This is a genomic window from Candidatus Dormiibacterota bacterium (assembly GCA_035635555.1).
In the GTDB taxonomy this organism is placed as follows: domain Bacteria; phylum Acidobacteriota; class Polarisedimenticolia; order Gp22-AA2; family Gp22-AA2; genus Gp22-AA3.
This window is the reverse complement of sequence record DASQAT010000058.1, coordinates 1-16,447: the sequence shown is the minus strand read 5'-3', so window position 1 is coordinate 16,447 and position 16,447 is coordinate 1. Positions and strand designations below refer to the sequence as shown.

17 protein-coding genes are annotated in these 16,447 nt (G+C 68.7%); 7 read left to right on the top strand and 10 right to left on the bottom strand.

What is annotated here, in order from left to right; all coding sequences use genetic code 11:
- Nucleotides 1-41 precede the first annotated feature (41 nt).
- From VEW47_17645 to VEW47_17605, 9 genes are read right to left on the bottom strand one after another with little or no spacing between them, the layout of a single operon-like run.
- Nucleotides 42-1,601: an NADH-quinone oxidoreductase subunit C gene (locus tag VEW47_17645; GenBank protein ID HYS07004.1), complete on the bottom strand. Its 1,560-nt coding sequence runs from the start codon at nt 1,599-1,601 to the stop codon at nt 42-44.
- Nucleotides 1,598-3,028: a proton-conducting transporter membrane subunit gene (locus VEW47_17640; protein ID HYS07003.1), complete on the bottom strand. Its 1,431-nt coding sequence runs from the start codon at nt 3,026-3,028 to the stop codon at nt 1,598-1,600. Before VEW47_17640 ends, VEW47_17645 begins: the two co-directional genes overlap by 4 nt.
- A gap of 4 nt (nt 3,029-3,032) precedes the next feature.
- The gene (locus tag VEW47_17635) at nt 3,033-3,692 is read right to left on the bottom strand and encodes a hypothetical protein (GenBank protein HYS07002.1); all 660 of its coding nucleotides are present in this window, start codon (nt 3,690-3,692) and stop codon (nt 3,033-3,035) included.
- 4 nt (nt 3,693-3,696) lie between these two features.
- On the bottom strand, nt 3,697-4,638 hold the full coding sequence (locus tag VEW47_17630) for an NADH-quinone oxidoreductase subunit H (GenBank protein HYS07001.1): 942 nt from the start codon (nt 4,636-4,638) through the stop codon (nt 3,697-3,699).
- Nucleotides 4,638-6,668, bottom strand: coding sequence for a hydrogenase 4 subunit B (hyfB, locus tag VEW47_17625; GenBank protein HYS07000.1), 2,031 nt, complete (start codon nt 6,666-6,668; stop codon nt 4,638-4,640). Before hyfB ends, VEW47_17630 begins: the two co-directional genes overlap by 1 nt.
- Nucleotides 6,665-7,186, bottom strand: a complete 522-nt coding sequence (locus tag VEW47_17620) for an NADH-quinone oxidoreductase subunit B family protein (GenBank protein ID HYS06999.1) — start codon at nt 7,184-7,186, stop codon at nt 6,665-6,667. The genes hyfB and VEW47_17620 overlap by 4 nt, the downstream gene beginning before the upstream one ends.
- Nucleotides 7,187-7,195: 9 nt before the next feature.
- The gene (locus VEW47_17615) at nt 7,196-7,624 is read right to left on the bottom strand and encodes a DUF420 domain-containing protein (protein ID HYS06998.1); all 429 of its coding nucleotides are present in this window, start codon (nt 7,622-7,624) and stop codon (nt 7,196-7,198) included.
- A complete protein-coding gene (locus VEW47_17610) occupies nt 7,621-8,415 on the bottom strand; it encodes an ABC transporter permease (GenBank protein HYS06997.1) in 795 nt (264 codons plus the stop codon). The genes VEW47_17615 and VEW47_17610 overlap by 4 nt, the downstream gene beginning before the upstream one ends.
- Entirely contained in the window at nt 8,412-9,350 is a 939-nt protein-coding gene (locus VEW47_17605) for an ATP-binding cassette domain-containing protein (protein HYS06996.1), read from the bottom strand. Before VEW47_17605 ends, VEW47_17610 begins: the two co-directional genes overlap by 4 nt.
- Before the next feature lie 154 nt (nt 9,351-9,504).
- Here VEW47_17605 and coxB point away from each other — a divergent pair, with 154 nt between their 5' ends.
- The 7 genes from coxB to VEW47_17570 all read left to right on the top strand — a co-directional run bounded on the left by coxB (nt 9,505) and on the right by VEW47_17570 (nt 16,015).
- Nucleotides 9,505-10,185, top strand: coding sequence for a cytochrome c oxidase subunit II (gene coxB, locus VEW47_17600; GenBank protein HYS06995.1), 681 nt, complete (start codon nt 9,505-9,507; stop codon nt 10,183-10,185).
- A 23-nt stretch (nt 10,186-10,208) separates the two neighbouring features.
- Nucleotides 10,209-11,951 carry a cbb3-type cytochrome c oxidase subunit I gene (locus VEW47_17595; GenBank protein HYS06994.1) on the top strand — a complete coding sequence of 581 codons (1,743 nt, stop codon included), beginning with the start codon at nt 10,209-10,211 and terminating at the stop codon, nt 11,949-11,951.
- A complete protein-coding gene (locus VEW47_17590) occupies nt 11,951-12,937 on the top strand; it encodes a COX15/CtaA family protein (protein HYS06993.1) in 987 nt (328 codons plus the stop codon). The genes VEW47_17595 and VEW47_17590 overlap by 1 nt, the downstream gene beginning before the upstream one ends.
- A complete protein-coding gene (cyoE, locus tag VEW47_17585) occupies nt 12,934-13,851 on the top strand; it encodes a heme o synthase (protein ID HYS06992.1) in 918 nt (305 codons plus the stop codon). The genes VEW47_17590 and cyoE overlap by 4 nt, the downstream gene beginning before the upstream one ends.
- 12 nt (nt 13,852-13,863) lie before the next feature.
- Nucleotides 13,864-14,457: a heme-copper oxidase subunit III gene (locus tag VEW47_17580; GenBank protein HYS06991.1), complete on the top strand. Its 594-nt coding sequence runs from the start codon at nt 13,864-13,866 to the stop codon at nt 14,455-14,457.
- The gene (locus VEW47_17575) at nt 14,458-14,772 is read left to right on the top strand and encodes a hypothetical protein (GenBank protein ID HYS06990.1); all 315 of its coding nucleotides are present in this window, start codon (nt 14,458-14,460) and stop codon (nt 14,770-14,772) included.
- A gap of 226 nt (nt 14,773-14,998) precedes the next feature.
- Entirely contained in the window at nt 14,999-16,015 is a 1,017-nt protein-coding gene (locus VEW47_17570; protein ID HYS06989.1) for a c-type cytochrome, read from the top strand.
- Nucleotides 16,016-16,073: 58 nt separating this feature from the next.
- Here the strand turns inward: VEW47_17570 and VEW47_17565 are convergent.
- The coding region (locus tag VEW47_17565; protein HYS06988.1) for a hypothetical protein at nt 16,074-16,447 on the bottom strand (374 nt) is incomplete at its 5' end.

The following is a 16,447-nucleotide window of genomic DNA, read 5'->3' as shown; positions in this document are numbered from 1 at the left end:
GGCCGGGAGACTTTAGCACAAGACCCGGGGCGCGATTCAAGTCAGAGATCGTTCCCCGAGTACGACAGGTTGAAGCTCTTGTTGCAGAGCGGGAAATCCGGGACGATGTTTTTCAGGAGGGCGAAGGTGAGCGGGCGCCAGTTGACGAACGATGGGTCCTTGACCTTGACACGATCGAGCCGCGTCCCCTCGGCGGCCCGCACCCAGTGCAGGATCGACCCGCGCCAGCCCTCCACCAGGCCGAAGGCGCTCTCCCAGGCCGGCAGCGGTCCGAGCGGCACGCGCACGGCGCCGCCGGCGGGCATCGCTTCGACGGCCTGGCGAATCAGCGCCACCGACTCGCGCGCCTCGTCCACGCGGATCTCGGCCCGCGCCTGGACGTCCCCCGAATCCCTGAGCGCCACCCTGAACTTCAGCCGGTCGTATGCGGCGAACGGGTGGTCGCGCCGCGCGTCACGGTCGATCCCGGAGGCGCGTGCCACATAGCCTAGAACGCCGTGGTCCAGAGCCGTCTTCTGGGTCAGGATCCCGGTGCCACGCAGACGATCGAGAAGCATGCTGTTGGCCTGACAGATCGTCACCACCTCCAGGAAATCGTACAGAGCCGCATCGACCTCGCGCACGAAGGCGGCGTCTGCGGGCAGATCCGCGCGCAGGCCCCCCGGCAGCAGCGCGCCGCGCAGGAGCCGGTGGCCCGTGAGCCGCTTGTTCAGGCGCAGGAGCCCCTCGCGGATCCGGAGGGTGTGCGCCTGCGCCACGGCGAACCCGGTGTCGTTGGCGATGGCTCCGAAATCCGCGACGTGGTTGTACAGGCGCTCCAGCTCCAGCAGAACCACGCGCAGGAACAGGGCGCGTGGCGGGACCACGGCCCCCGCCAAGGTCTCGAGCGCCTGGCAATAGGCGAGCGGATGGCCGACCGAGGTGTCGCCGGAAATCCGTTCCGCCAGAGGTACACCGTCGTCCGGCGCGCGCCCCTCGAACAGCTTCTCGGTTCCCTTGTGCGTGTAGTAAAGGCGCGTCTTCATGTTGATGATGGTCTCGCCGTTCACGCTGAATCGAAAGTGTCCCGGCTCGATGATGCCGGCGTGCACGGGGCCGACCGGGATCTCGAAGATCCCCTCACCCTCCACCTGCTGGAAGGGGAACGGCTGGCCCTGGTCCTTGAAGTCGCCGGGAACGCCAGCGTCCTTGCGCAGTGGATGGAAGCTCTCCGGCCAGAAGCCGTGACGCACGAGAGGACGCGGGTCGGGATGCCCCTCGGGGTGCAGACCGAACAGATCGAAGATCTCCCGCTCGTAGCGCGAGGCGGGATACGACAGCGTGGCGATGGAGGGGAAGGAGGGGTTGCCCTCCGGAACATCCGTGGTGACCTCGACGAATGAGTTCCGGCGCGGATCGGCCCACAGCCAGAGGATCTCGAACGCTCCCTTCGTGGCCCGGCGGTCGCTCGCCAGCATCAGGTACAGCTCCAGCGAGAAGCGCGACAGGAGCGACTGGGCCACTCCGCGGGCGGCCGTCCTGGAGATGGAGCAGCGGCTCCGATTTCCCTGCACCACGAATCCGGTGGCGCCGTGCTCGCGCAGGGCATCTTGAAGGCTCATGGAGCCACGATTCCCGCCGCCCGGTCCAGGAGGCGCATCAGGGGTCCCGGGACGACGACCCCCAGCACGAGGAGGACTGCGGCGTTCACGGCGAGAGGCCAGAGCCTTCGCGGGTCTTCGCCGGCCGGCGTCTTCTCCGGCGGCTCGCCGTACAGCATTCGGTTCAGGTGCCCCAGCATCGAGATGAACACGAAGACCAGGAGCGCTAGGATGGTCCCGGTGACGAACGGCCGACCCGCCAGGAAGCCGGCCCGCAGGAGAAGCATCTCCGAGGTGAAGACCCCGAACGGTGGCAGCCCGAGAAGAGCCAGCACCCCGCCCGCGAACAGGGGGCCGGACCAGGGCAGGGAACGGAGCAGTCCGCGCACGGAGCCGATGCGGGTCGTGCCATAGCGCTCGCGGATTCGACCCGACAACAGGAACACCATCGACTTCGAGGCGGCGTGCGTGAGGGCGTGCAGGAGCGATGCCACCAGACCCAGTGACCCCAACGCGGAGCCGAGGCACATGAGGCCCATGTGCTCGACGCTCGAGTAGGCAAGCATTCTCTTGTAGTTCGCCTGCCGGGCCAGGAGCGTCGCCGCCACCGCGACCGTCGTGACCGAAGTCAGGATCAGCATGTGGTCCGTGAACGAGGTCCCGATGCAGATGTCCGCGACGACCTTGAAGCGCAGGATGGCGTAGAAGGCGACCGCCAGGAGCGACCCCGACATCATGGCCGAGATCGTGGCGGGCGCCTCCGAATGCGCGTCCGGAAGCCACGTGTGCATCGGAGCCAGCCCCGCCTTGGTCCCGTAGCCGACAAGGAGGAACACGAACGCCAGGCGGGTCACGTCGGGGTCCAGCCCGGCCGCGACGCGCGACAGGACGGTCCAGTGAAGGGCGTACGACAGGTCGCCGATCCGCTGCACGAAGTTGAAGTACGAGAGGACCGTCCCGATGAAGGCCAGGGCGATGCCGACCGAACCGATCAGGATGTACTTCCAGGACGCCTCGAGGGCCGAGCGGGTGCGGTGCAGACCGACGAGGAAGGCGGTCGCGATGGTCGTCGCCTCGATGGCCACCCACATGATGCCGAGGTTGTTGATGAGCACGGCCAGCAGCATGGTGAACACGAACGTGTGGGACAGAACGAGGTAGCGGCGGCCGAGGGCGTCTTCCCCTGCGCCGAACTGCATCGCAACCCAGGCGACCCCCGTCACGATGAGCAGGAGGATTGCCGACAGTCCGTCGGCGCGCAGGAACTCCTCGGGACCTATCGACACGACCCCCTCCGCCGCGACGCGGGCCGCGACGACCAGCGACAGCAGAAACGCCAGCCCCGACAGAAGGGCGCCGGTCCTCTCCGCAAGGCGCGGGCCGAGGAGCCCGGGGAGCGCCACGGCGGCCGCCAGCAGCGGACACAGGAGCAGGGCGATCAGCAGCATCGTCTCAATGCCTCAGGTGCTTGAGGCGATCGACGTCGATCGTGTCGAACGTCTCACGGATGCGGTACACGAACACCTGCATGACCAGGACGCCCAGAAGGACATCCAGGAACACGCCGAGCTCCACGATGAGAGGGACGCCGAATGTCGCGAGGATCGCGAGCAGCGCGATGCCGTTCTCCATCACCAGGAACCCGATGATCTGCGTGAGAGCGCTCTTGCGGCTGACGATGATGAGGAGGCCAACGAACACCGTCGCCAGCGCCAGCGGGATTCCTCCGCGCGTCGGCAGGGCGCCCAGGTTCACGACCGGCGAGGCGACGGCATACGACAGGAGGGTCAGGACACCCGCGAGCAGGAGGCTCACGGGAGTGTTGACGTACGGGCGGACTTCGATGTCGGCGCCGACGTGGCGCTGCACGCGGCGCAGGACGCGGGGGATGAACACCGCCTTGATCACGAACACCAGCGCGGCGACGACGTAGAGCTGGACGTCGGAGACCTGCACCGCCACCAGAAGGATCGCCAGGACGAACAGAAACGACTGGCGCGCGAACGTCCGGATATAGGCCGGCAGACTGTGCCGCCACAGGACGGAGATCCCGGAGAGGAGGACGAGACTCGAAGCCAGGGTCACGAGGCGCGCGAAGATTTCGGCGGACATCGTTTTACCTCACCAGGAATGAGGAGGTGATCGCCAGAAGCGCCAGGAGGAACGAAACACCCAGGAGCTCGGGGACGCGGAACAGGCGCAGCTTCGACAGCCGGGTCTCGAGGATCGCGAGACCGGTGGCCAGGACGACGAGCTTGAGGACGAGGGCCCCGACTCCGACGAGGATCGCCCCCGGCGTCATCTCGACCGACACGCCCCAGGGGAAGACCAGGTTCGACAGGAGCGCCAGGAACAAGAAGAACTTCATCTGCCCGGACCACTCCACCAGGGCCAGATAGGGGCCCGAATATTCCAGGGTCATCGCCTCGTGGATCATCGTGAGCTCGAGATGGGTCGCGGGGTTGTCCACCGGCAGGCGGCCGGTCTCCGCCAGCATGACGATGAACAGGGCCGCGAAGGCCATCAGATGGCCGGCGCTGAGGGTCGCCTCGGGATGGCTGAGGGTGCGCGCCACGATCTCCCCCAGATTGGTCGAGCCGGCCGCCACCGCCATGCCGAAGATCGCCAGGGCAATCGTGGGCTCGGCCAGAGCGGCGATCGTCATGGCCCGGCTGGAACCCATCCCCCCGAAGGCCGAGGCCGTGTCGAGCCCGGCGAGGGCCAGGAAAAAGGTGCCGAGGAGAAGCAGGTACACCACGACCACGAGATCGCCGACACGGTCGAGAGGCAGGGGAGCGGCGACGAGGGGCACCAGGAGACCGGCGACGAGCGTCGAGGCGAACAGGATGCCGGGGGCGGCGTGGAAGATCCAGGACGCCTGCGTCGAGACGACCCGCTCCTTGTTCAGAAGCTTCGCGAGATCGCGGTACGGCTGGAGGATCCCCGGCCCGCGCCGTCCCTGCATGCGCGCCTTGAGCAGGCGGACGAACCCGATGAGTCCAGGCGAAAGCGCCAGGGTCAGGAACCCTTGCAGCCCCTCGAGCAGGTAAGGGACCATCACAGCCACCTCGCGAGCAGCAGGAGGAGCAGGAGCGCCGCCACGATGTAGGCGACGTACACGTGCAGCGAACCGCTCTGGATGAGCCGCCCGGTGCCCGCCAGAGGTCGCGCAAGGTCGAACAGGGGTCTGTAGAAGGTATTCTCCAGCCAGGTCCGGATACTGCTCTTGTACTGGATCGAGCGCACGAAGTACTTCGACTCCGGGTGAAAATCGATCGCGATGTCCTTCGTCGGCCTGTAGAGATCGGTGAACACCCGGCGCAGCGGCTCGGCGAAGGCTGTACTGGTGTATTCCATGCGCGCCGTCTGTGTGGCGCGGCCGCAGCCCCAGGTCTCCGCCCGCCGCGCGGTACGCGCCGCGCCGATCGCGAGCAGGGCACACGGCAGGAGAGCGCCCGCGACCAGCAGGCACAGGGCCAGGATGGTCGGAGAGACGCCGGCCGCGCCCGGTCCCGCCTCCATCACGACGCCTATCCTGAAGGCGGCCTGGACGCCGGACAGTCCCGGCAGATCGCGGAAGGCGTTCGACAGGAGCGGCGCCATCAGGAAGGGCAGGACTCCGAGCAGGACGCAGGCCGTGGCGAGCACGCCCATCGCGAGCTGCATCGATGAGGGCGCTTCCCGCGCCTCGGCGGATCGGAGCGAGCGCGGCATCGCAAGGAAGGGGATGCCGAACGCCTTGACGAAGCAGGCGGCCGCGAGTCCGCCGGTGAGCGCCAGTATGCCCGCGGCCACGGCCATCATCGCGGCCATGAACGGATAGGGGAGGGTGGCCCCGGCGAGGAGGGACTGGAAGATCATCCATTCGCTGGCGAACCCATTGAGCGGCGGCAACGCCGCGATGGCCGCGGCGCCGATCAGGAACAGGGCCGCCGTCCGCGGCATCCTCTTGATGAGTCCCCCCATCTCCTCCATGTTGCGCGTACCGGTCGCCTGCAGGATTGCGCCCGAGCCGAGGAACAGGAGACCCTTGAACGCCGCGTGATTGATCGCGTGGTACAGCGCCGCCGCCAGCGCCAGGATGGCGAGCCCGGTCATGCCGCAGGCCCGGAACACGAACCCGATGCCGAGAGCGATGCAGATGATGCCGATGTTCTCGACGCTGCTGTGCGCCAGAAGGCGTTTCAGGTCGTTCTCGACGAGGGCCGAAAGGATGCCGCCCAGCGCGGACATCACCCCGAGCGCAAGAAGAAGACCGCCCCACCACGCCGGTCCGCCCCCCAGGAGATCGAGGCCGACGCGCAGGAGCCCGTAGATCCCCAGCTTGAGCATGACGCCGGACATCAGCGCCGACACATGGCTGGGCGCCTCGGGGTGGACCCGCGGCAGCCAGACGTGCAGGGGGACGAGACCCGCTTTCGAGCCGAAGCCGGAGAGCGCCAGCAGGAAGACGACATCGCGAACCACGGATGGAAGAGTCGCGGCCGCCTCGCGAATCTCGACGAAGGTCGCCCCCGTGGTCTTGGCACCCAGAAGCCACAACGCGGCCGCGATCAGGGCGAATCCGGCGTGCGCCATCCCGGCGTACCAGCGGCCGGCGCTCCGGCGCTCGCGGGAGTCTCCCTCGTCGATCACCAGGAGGTACGAAGCGAGCGACATCCCTTCCCACGAAAGCAGGAACGTGAAGACGTTCGCGGCCAGGACGACGAGACTCATGGAGAGCAGGAACAGGGGAAGCATCGTCCCGGCGAGCCGGCCGCCTCCGGCGGAGTGGCCGCCGGGCGCGTATTCGAGCGAGTAGATTGCCGCCGGCGCGCCGACGAGTCCGATCAGGAGGAGGAACGCGGCGCCGAGGGCATCGAGATGGAAGACGAGCGCGAGATCGGGTAGGGGCGATGGGAACCCCAGGCCGGCCTGCGCGTCCGACAGAAGCGCCAGGATCGCCGCGGCGGAGCCCGCCACCGATCCGCATGTGACCAGAGCCACACCCGACCTGCGACCGGCGCGCAGCACGGCCAGCAGGGCCGCCCCCAGGTAGCCGGCCCCCATCACCACGAGACAGCCGATCACCGCATCGGTCGAGGTCATGCCCGTCCCGGCAGGCGGTCGAGCGCCATCAGGATGCCGCGCAGGATGTCGGCAGGCTCCGGCGGGCAGCCGTCGACGAACAGATCGACCGGGACCACCCGGTCGACGCCTCCGATGACCGCATAAGACGAGGCGAACACGCCGCAGGTGCGGGCGCAGTCGCCCACGGCGACGACGAGCTTCGGGTCGGGGGTCGCCTCCCAGGTCTTGCGCAGCGGCAGCTCCATGTTGCGTGTCACGGGCCCGGTGACGAGGAGCATGTCGGCGTGGCGGGGCGAGGCCACGAAGCGGACGCCGAAGCGCTCGCAGTCGTAGACGGGGCTGGCGAGGGCGGTGATCTCGATTTCGCAGCCGTTGCAGGAGCCGGCGTCGACCTCGCGGATCGCGAGGGACCGCCCCAGGAGGAGTCGCGTGCGCTCCTCGATCGCGCGCGCCACGCGCAGCGTCTCAGGACCGCCGGGGCCGAGATCCTCGGTGACGATCCCGGTGCGCCACATCTTCGAGAACAACAGAGCCACAGGCGCTCCTCAGGGCCGGGGCCAGGCGAGACCGTACAGCACCACGTAGATGACGACCCCGGTGATGGACACGTACATCCAGATCGGCAGCGTGTAGCGCGCGATAGCGACGTGCCGGTCGAAGCGTCCCCTCGCGGCCCGCGTCACCGTGACCAGGGCCAGCGGCACGACGGCGGCCGCGAGGATCGTATGACTGATCAGGAGGGTGAAATAGGCGGGTCGGGTCCAGCCGGTTCCCCGGAAAGGCATGGAGCCGGCATGGTAGTGGTAGGTGAGGTACGACGCGAGGAAGAGCGCCGACGTCAGGAGCGCCAGGAGCATGCAGACGCGGTGCGCCGCGATCCGCCTTCGTCTTATGCAGACGTATCCGAATGACAGGAGGACTGCGCTCGCCGCGTTCAGCGAGGCGTTCAGCGCCGGCAGCTCGGACACGCTCATGCGCCTGCCGAGCGCGTGGTGCGGCGAGCCAGGGTCAGGGCGCCGCCGAACGTCAGGAGGCAGAACGCGAGCGTCACGACGAGCGACAGACCCAGCGACGGCAGGCCCGCCACGACCGGTGCCGTGGCCGGGTAGAGCACGCGACGCAGCGCCGCCAGGCCGTAAGTCACCGGGTTCGCCAGGATGAGCGCCCGCAGCCACGCGGGCGCACCGAGGGACGGGAACGGCGCCCCGGACAGGAGCCACAGGGGCATCAGGAAGACCGTCATGACGGCGTGAAACCCCTGCGTCGATTCCATGCGCCAGGCGATGCAGAACGACAGGGCCGTCAGGGCGAAGGCCAGTGGGATCAGAACCAGGCACGACTCGCCCAGCACGGCGGGAGTGAGCCCGATGCCGGCCAGGGGAGCGAGGACGAGCAGGACCAGCCCCTGCGCAAGCGCCAGGCAGGTCCCGCCCAGGACCTTGCCGAGAACGACGATCGAGCGGGGGACCGGCGCCACCAGGACGGACTGCAGGAACCCCTCGCGCCGGTCTTCGATGATCGACACCGTGGAGAAGATCGCGGTGAACAGGAGGATCATCACGACCACGCCGGGGAAGAAGTACTCCTCGTACGGAATCGAGCCGCCGGGCACCGGCGGGTGGAACGAGGCCCTGAGACCCGATCCGAACAGCGCCCAGAACATGATCGGCTGCAGCAGGGCCCCGAGGACCCGGTTGCGGTCCCGCAGGAAGCGGATCACCTCGCGCCACACGAGGGCCCGGACGGCTCCGAACGGCGGTCTCATGCCGCCTGGTCCCCCAGGAAGCGGTGCCCCGTCTTGTGGATGAAGACGTCCAGCAGCGTCGGTCTCCCCAGCGTCACGGCGTCGATGCGATCCGCGAACGCCTCCACGATGCGCGGGATCAGCTCGTGACCACGGGGCCGCTCGAGACGGACCGTGCCATCCACGACCTGCACGGGGCCGCCGAAGCGGCTCTCGATCCCGTCGCGCACCTCGGCCGGTGCGCCGGTCGCGATGACGATGACGTCGCCGCCGATCTCGCTCTTCAGCGCGCGCGGCGTGCCCACGGCCACCAGCGTCCCCTCGCTCAGGATCGCCAGCCGATCGCAGCGATCCGCCTCCTCCATCAGGTGCGTGGTCAGGAGGAGGGTCGTTCCGAAGCGCTCGCGCAGATCGCGCAGGAGGTCCCACAGGTCCTGACGCGCGCCCGGGTCGAGCCCGGAGGACGGCTCGTCCATCAGCAGGAGACGCGGCCTATGCAGGAGCCCCTTGGCGATCTCGGCGCGACGCATCAGTCCGCCCGACAGTCGATCCACCCGGCTCTCCGCCCGGTCCAGCAGGCGCAGGCGTTCCAGCATCTCGTCCGTGGTCCTGCGGAGATCTCCGCCGCCCAGTCCGTAGAGTCGACCCTGCACGTCGAGGTTCTCCCGCACCGTGAGCCTGCGATCGAGGGCCGGCGACTGGAACACGACGCCGATCGACCGGCGCACTTCGCGCGCCTCCCGCACCACGTCGTGCCCGAAGACGAGGGCCCGCCCGCCGACCGGTCGCATCAGGGTCGCGAGGATGCGGAACAGCGTCGTCTTGCCGCCACCGTTCGGTCCCAGCAGACCGAAGATCTCCCCCTGGCCGACGGTGAAGTCGACGCCGCGCAGGACACGGGACGCGCCGTAATCGTGCACCAGCCCATGGACCGCGACCGCGGCGGGAGAGCTCATGAGGGGCGTCATCATACACCCCCTCGCCCGGGGCCTCGTGCGGCCCCCTCCGGCAACCGGCCGGATGCGGCGAAACTCTTGACTTGGCGTGTCCCGGTCGCGTATAAACCGGCGGTCGCCCAGGAAGCACCTGCCCCGAGGAGAAGCCGACTTCATGCACTGGCTGCCCGAAGGCGTTTCGACCTACAGCGCGAGCATCGACACGATGTTCTACGTGATCCTCGCGGTCACGGGAACCGCCTTCGTCCTCACGGAGGGGATCCTGTTCTATTTCGCCCTCCGCTACCGCGCCCGTCAGGGCGTGCGCGCCACCTACACGCACGGCAACTCGAGACTCGAGGTGGTCTGGACGGTGGTGCCCGCCGTGATGCTGGTGGCGCTGGGGCTGAGCAGCAAGCGTCTGTGGGGGGACATCAAGGAGCACATCCCGGCGACGGACCAGGAGATCGTGGTGATCGCCTCGCAGTTCGACTGGGAAATCCACTACAAGGGGGCCGACGGGAAGTTCGAGACGCCCGACGACGTGGTGATCCACAACGAGATGAGCCTCCCCGTGAACGAGCCCGTGAAGATCCGGCTGCGGTCCAAGGACGTCATCCACAGCTTCTTCGTGCCGGCGTTCCGTCTGAAGCAGGACGCGGTCCCCGGGCTGACCATCGATGTCTGGGTGCAGCCCACGAAGACCGGCATGTACGAGATCGCCTGCGCCGAGCTGTGCGGTTTCGGACACGGCACGATGCGCGGCCAGCTCACCGTGCTGGAGCCGGACGCCTTCGCGAAGTGGCTGAAGGAACAGGAGGCGAACGTCGTCCCGGCGGAAGTCCCGCCCGCATGAGTCAATCCGGAGGTCGCGCCCCGATGGCCGCAGAGCACCACGAGCCGCACAAGCAATCCTTCGTCTCGAAGTACATCTTCTCCCAGGACCACAAGATCATCGGCATCCAGTTCCTGTTCATGAGCCTCACGTTCATGATCCTCGGGGGCTTCCTCGCGATGATCGTGCGCTGGCAGCTCGGCTTCCCGGACAAGGAGATCCCGCTGGCCTCGGTGCTTCCCGAGAGCTGGAACCCCGCCGACCCCGCGCACTACAACGCAATCTTCACCATGCACGCATCGATCATGATCTTCCTGGTGATCATCCCGATCCTCGCGGGGGCGTTCGGGAATTTCCTCATTCCCCTGATGATCGGCGCCAGGGACATGGCGTTCCCGAAGCTGAACATGCTGTCCTTCTGGGTCTCGCTGACCGGCGGCTCGATCGTCGCCTCCTCGTTCTTCGTGGAGGGCGGCACCGCGGCGACCGGATGGACCGCCTACCCGCCCCTCAGCGCCGACCCGCAATACACCGGGGTGGGGCTCGGCCAGACGCTCTGGATCGTCGGCGTCCTCATCCTCGGAACCTCCTCGATCATGGGGGCGGTGAACTACATCACCACGATCGTGAACATGCGCGCCCCCGGCATGCACTTCTTCCGCATGCCGCTGTCGGTGTGGGCGCTGTTCATCACGGCCATCCTGCAGCTGATGGCCACCCCGGTCCTGGCGTCCGCCCTCGGCATGCTGTTGTTCGATCGGACGCTCGGCACGCACTTCTTCAACCCGGCCGGCGGCGGGCAGGTCCTCCTCTGGCAGCACCTGTTCTGGTTCTACTCGCACCCGGCGGTCTACATCATGATCCTGCCGTCCATGGGCTTCGTGTCGGACATCCTCTCGACCTTCGCTCGGAAGCCGGTCTTCGGCTACAAGGCGATGGTTTACTCCCTCATGGGGATCGCCGGGCTGGGGTTCATCGTCTGGGGCCATCACATGTTCCAGAGCGGCATGAACCCGGCGCTCGGCACGGCGTTCATGATCTCGACCATGGTCATCGCCGTGCCCTCGGCGATCAAGACGTTCAACTGGCTCGGCACCCTGTGGCGCGGCTCGATCCATTTCACCCCCGCGATGCTCAACGCGCTGGCCTTCGTCTCCACCTTCATCGTCGGCGGGCTGAGCGGAATCTTCATGGCCTCGACGCCCGTAGACATGTTCATCCATGACACCTACTTCATCGTGGCCCACCTGCACTACGTGCTGTTCGGAGGGAGCCTGTTCGGCGTGTTCGCGGCGATCAATTACTGGTACCCGAAGATGTTCGGCCGCATGATGAACCAGACGGTCAACACCGTGCACGCCCTCCTGTCGTTCCTGTTCTTCAACCTGACCTTCTTCCCGATGCACATCCTGGGGATGGCCGGGCACATGCGGCGCATCTTCGACCCGACGCTGTACGAGTTCCTGAAGCCCCTGCAGCCGATGAACGAGTTCATCAGCGTCAACGCCTTCCTCCTCGGAGCGACGCAGATCCTGTTCGCCGCCAACTTCATCTACAGCCTGTTCGCGGGTCGGGAGGCGGGGCGCAATCCCTGGAACGCGAACTCTCTGGAGTGGTCGACCCCGTCCCCCGCGCCTCACCTCAACTGGGGGGAGAAGATTCCCACGGTCTACCGCGGACCGTACGAGTACAGCTCTCCCGAGGTGACCGAGGATTTCCTGCCGCAGGATCGCCCGCTGGGGGTGCCCGTTCCGCCAAGGGCGACCACGGCTCCGGCACGCGCCTGATGGTTCCCTTCGATCGAAGGCGGCATCGCTATGCCGTCGTCTGTGCCTGCGCCACGGCGGTCCTGCTCGTCGCCGGTGGGCTGGTTACCAGCACCGGCTCCGGGCTCGCCGTGCCGGACTGGCCATTGTCGTTCGGCAGGCTCTTCCCTCCGATGACGGGCGGGGTGCTGTTCGAGCACGGCCACCGGCTCATCGCCGCCCTGGTCGGCCTCCTGACCATCGGCCTGGCCGTCTGGTTCGGCCGGAGCGAGCCGCGGGCCTGGGTGAGACGCCTGTCCTATCTGGCGATCGGAGCGGTCGTGGCGCAGGGCCTCCTGGGCGGACTGACGGTGCTCCTGCGACTGCCCCCCTCGGTCTCGGTCCTGCACGCCTGCCTGGCGCAGGGATTCTTCTGCATCGTCGTGCTGCTGGCGGTCTGCACCTCGAGAGAGTACCTCGAGCCGCCGCCGACGCGCCCCGGGGATGGGCCGGCGCCGTGGATCCCGGCGGCGGTCGCGACCGGCCTGGTGTACGCCCAGCTGATCCTGGGGGCAGTGATGCGGCACACCGGCGCCGGCCTGGCGATCCCGGACGTGCCTCTGTCCTTCGGCCGGCTGGTCCCTCCGCTGCAGTCGTTCGAGATCGCCGTCCACTTCGCGCACCGGGTGATGGCGATCGTGGTCGCCGCCGCGGTGTGTGTCTCCGCCGCGCCCTTCCTGCGGCGCCGTTCGGCGCGAGTCGATCTGGTCCGCCCGGCGCGCCTGGCGGTGGGCCTGGTCGTCCTGCAGATCGCTCTCGGTGCCACCACGGTGCTGACCCGTCTGGCGGTCCTGCCGGCGACGGCACACGTCGTCGTCGGAGCCCTTCTTCTGGCCACCTGCCTCGTGCTGACGGTGCGCGCCGCGCGTCCCGCGGTACTGCGCCTCGCGGTGGAGGCGCCGGACAGGGGGCGCCGGGATGCGGCTGTTCCGATCATCCCCGCCCGTGCCACGGGAAGCCCGGTATGAGCGCGTCGTACGAGGCCGCCCGCCCTTTCTCCCGCATCGGGGCTCGTGAGCGGGCGGCCGATTTTCTGGAGCTGACCAAGCCGCGCGTGACCTCGCTGGTCCTGGTCACGACACTCGTCGGTTTCTACCTCGGCTCGAAGGGTCCGCTTGATATCGTCCTCCTCCTCAACACGCTCCTCGGGACGGCCCTGGTCGCCGCCGGCACGAGCGCCCTCAACCAGTATGTGGAGCGCCAGGAGGACGGCCGCATGCTGCGTACGCGCCTGCGGCCTCTGCCTGCCGGGCGGCTGGATCCGGGGCACGCGCTCCTGTTCGCCGCCGTCATTTCGGTCGCCGGACTCCTGCATCTCGTGCTGACGGTCAATCTGATGACCGCCGGACTGGCCGCCCTGACCCTCCTCAGCTACGTGTTCGTGTACACGCCGCTGAAGCGGATCACGACGCTCTGCACGCTGGTCGGGGCGATCCCCGGCGCGCTCCCTCCGCTCGGCGGCTGGACCGCGGCACACGGGGACGTCGCCGCGGGCGGCGTGGCGCTCTTCGCCATCCTGTTCGTGTGGCAGTTGCCGCATGCGCTGGCGATCGCCATGCTGTACAAGGACGACTACGCCCGCGGCGGGTTCCGGCTGCTCCCGGTGGTGGATGAGGCGGGGAGCGCGACCGGCCGCCAGATCCTGGCGCACTGCCTGGTCCTCCTGCCGTTGAGTCTCGTCCCGACGATGCTGGACGTGACCGGCGTCGTGTATTTCTGCGGCGCCATCGTCCTCGGACTGGGCCTGACCGCCTTCGCCGTCCCGATCCTCGTGGACGCCTCGGCCCGGGCCGCGCGGCGAATGCTTCTGGCCTCGGTCGTCTACCTGCCGGCCCTCCTCTGCCTCATGGCCCTCGACCGGACCATGCCTCCGCTGCGGTAGCCTGGGAACCGGATGAAAAACCATCTCCTTTCCGACCGGGAGACCGCTCATCCCCCGGCGATCGCCAATCACCGCGTCGCCACTCTCGTCTTCCTGATGGCGGGAACGATGCTGTTCGCCGGGCTCGTCGGCGGCTACCTCGTCCTGCGCTATGCGAGCCCCGCCTGGCCGAGCCCCGGGATGCCCCGGCTGCCGGTCCGGCTGGCCGGGTTCAACACGGTCGTCATCGCTCTGTCGAGCCTGGCCTTGCACCGGGCTGTCCGGGCGCTGCGCTCGCTCGACGCGCGCGGACTCCGACGCTGGCTGGTCGTCGCCGCCGCCCTCGGGGTCCTGTTCCTCGGGCTTCAGGCGGCCCAGTGGACCCTGCTCGTGCGCGGCGGCCTGTCGTTCACCGGAACGACGTACGGGACGACCTTTTACATGCTGACCGGCGTGCACGCCGCGCACGCCCTGTCCGGTGTCGTCTGGTTGCTGGTGATCGCCCTGAGACAGAGAGAGCTGTGGGTCCCGGACAGCAGGCAGCGGAAGATCGAGGTCTGCGCGCTCTACTGGCACTTCGTGGGACTGATCTGGTTCGGCCTGTATGTCCTGCTGTATCTTATATAGATGATGCGACGCACTCGCCTCTCGGGCCTCCCCGCTGCCCTGGCGGTCGTCGTGTGGGGCGTGTTCGCTTCCCCTTCCGGGTCTTTCGCGCAGTGCGCCATGTGCGGCAGCGCCGCCGCCTCTTCGCCGGGTGTGGCGCGGGGGCTGGCCTACAGCATCTTCTTCCTGCTCGGGACGCTCGCGCTGGTCGTGGCGTGGTTCGTGGCCCTCGTGTTGCGAAGCCAGGCGCGTCCGCGCAGGAGCTCTCCGGCGCCCGCGCCCGGCGCCACGTCGATCCCGGCCCTGCCGGCCGGCCATGCGCCGGCCGAGAAATAGAACGTCTCCCACGGGGCGCGCCCTTCCCCTCGCCGTGGTGGTCCTGCTTTCTCCCGCTTGCGGGGGGGGGCGTCCGGGGACGACCGAGCGGTCGCAGGACTCCGCCGGCCCGCCTGGCGCACTCGTCACCGACGGCGAGAGGGCGGGCGAGGAGGTCTTTCGCCGCGAGAACTGCGGTCGATGCCACACCCTGTTCGATCGTCCCCGCCCGGCGGGGAATTCGGAATTGCCGTCCGGGCCCGCCGTCGATCTCCTCGATTCGCGCGTCGGCCCCGACCTGGGTCTCGAGGGTCACCGCCGCAGCGACGACTGGCACTACGCACATCTCTATTCCCCCGGTGTCCTGGTCTCGGGGTCGAGGATGCCGCCGTCTCGGCACCTGTTCCGGCCCGTGTCGGGGCGGCCGGTACCGACCCCGGAGGGGCGGAACCTCGTGGCCTACCTGCAGGCGCTGGGCCGATCGCACCGGGACATCTGGGCGGAGTGGAGACGACGCGAGCCCGATGTCCCGGCGCCGCCGCCGATCGACGGCCCGCTGAAGCGTCGCGGCTCCGAGCTGTATGTCCGGCACTGTCTCGCCTGCCACGGCGAGGGAGGGGATGGCCGGGGCGAGCTGGCCGGGTTCTTCACCTTCCCCCCTCGCGATTTCGTGGCGGGCCGCTACCGCTTCAAGTCGACGCCCGCCGGCCGGCCTCCCGAGGACGCCGACCTGTTCCGGACGATCACCCTGGGCGCGGGCACCGGCGCCTCCATGCCGGCGTTCTACTGGCTCGCGACGGAGGATCGCTGGGCCCTCGTTCTTGCCGTCAAGGAATTTTCACCCTCGCTGCGCGGAACCGGTCTGCGCGCGGAGCCGGCCGGCAGCCGCGTCGAAGAGGGAAGCGGGGCCGCGCCGGACCGGGCCGACGACACGAGCGTGCGGGAGGGACGCCGGGCCTGGGAGAGTCTCGGCTGCGCCTCGTGCCACGGATCCACGGGAGCGGGAATGACGCCCCGGGAGGCCCACACGAGCTGGAGGGACGGAGCGGGAGAAGAGACGCCACGTTCGGGCGATCTCACGCACGCCTGCGCTCTGCGTGGCGGCGCCTCCCCCCGGGCGATCGAGCGCGCGCTGCTGTTCGGAGTCGGCGACTCCATGCCGTCGTACGCCGAGGCGCTCCCGGACGCGCCGACGCGCCGCGCGCTCGTGTCGTTCGTCCTTTCGCTCGACGGGTCCCGCCCGGCGGACCGTGCCGGCTGGTAGGTCCGGGCTCGGATCTATTTGGAAAATGCCCGACAAGCGTGCGGATCGACCGGGTGAGTCATGGGTCGATGGGCGGGCTGAAGGCGCCCCAGTCCTGCCTCCAGGCGAGGACCTCTTCAGGGCGGTAGGGTCTCGGCGCGATGGCGACGGCCTGGGCCGGGGTGGTGCCGGTGCGGTTGGTGATGCCGCGGCAGAAGTTCGACCACAGCGTGGCGATAGCGAGATGGGCCTGCAGCCACAGGCGCTTTTTGCTGACGCACCAGGTACGGCGCCGCAGGCGCGCCAGGAAATGGCGCAGCCGGGCGTTCGTGTGGTTGATCGGGAACAGCGGGTTGCCCCGGTCGCGGCGGGCGGAGGCCGAGTGGGTGCGCCAGACGAAGCGAGTCCCGAGGAGTTCCCTGCCGAGCCGGCCGTACAGGGGCTTCTGGTCCG

Coding starts and splice junctions, on each gene's coding strand:
- VEW47_17645 (HYS07004.1), bottom strand. CDS start 1,601: ATGAGCCTTCAAGATGCCCTGCGCGAGCACGGCGCCACCGGATTCGTG.
- VEW47_17640 (HYS07003.1), bottom strand. CDS start 3,028: ATGCTGCTGATCGCCCTGCTCCTGTGTCCGCTGCTGGCGGCCGCCGTG.
- VEW47_17635 (HYS07002.1), bottom strand. CDS start 3,692: ATGTCCGCCGAAATCTTCGCGCGCCTCGTGACCCTGGCTTCGAGTCTC.
- VEW47_17630 (HYS07001.1), bottom strand. CDS start 4,638: ATGGTCCCTTACCTGCTCGAGGGGCTGCAAGGGTTCCTGACCCTGGCG.
- hyfB (HYS07000.1), bottom strand. CDS start 6,668: ATGACCTCGACCGATGCGGTGATCGGCTGTCTCGTGGTGATGGGGGCC.
- VEW47_17615 (HYS06998.1), bottom strand. CDS start 7,624: ATGAGCGTGTCCGAGCTGCCGGCGCTGAACGCCTCGCTGAACGCGGCG.
- VEW47_17610 (HYS06997.1), bottom strand. CDS start 8,415: ATGAGACCGCCGTTCGGAGCCGTCCGGGCCCTCGTGTGGCGCGAGGTG.
- VEW47_17605 (HYS06996.1), bottom strand. CDS start 9,350: ATGAGCTCTCCCGCCGCGGTCGCGGTCCATGGGCTGGTGCACGATTAC.
- coxB (HYS06995.1), top strand. CDS start 9,505: ATGCACTGGCTGCCCGAAGGCGTTTCGACCTACAGCGCGAGCATCGAC.
- VEW47_17595 (HYS06994.1), top strand. CDS start 10,209: ATGGCCGCAGAGCACCACGAGCCGCACAAGCAATCCTTCGTCTCGAAG.
- VEW47_17590 (HYS06993.1), top strand. CDS start 11,951: ATGGTTCCCTTCGATCGAAGGCGGCATCGCTATGCCGTCGTCTGTGCC.
- cyoE (HYS06992.1), top strand. CDS start 12,934: ATGAGCGCGTCGTACGAGGCCGCCCGCCCTTTCTCCCGCATCGGGGCT.
- VEW47_17580 (HYS06991.1), top strand. CDS start 13,864: ATGAAAAACCATCTCCTTTCCGACCGGGAGACCGCTCATCCCCCGGCG.
- VEW47_17575 (HYS06990.1), top strand. CDS start 14,458: ATGATGCGACGCACTCGCCTCTCGGGCCTCCCCGCTGCCCTGGCGGTC.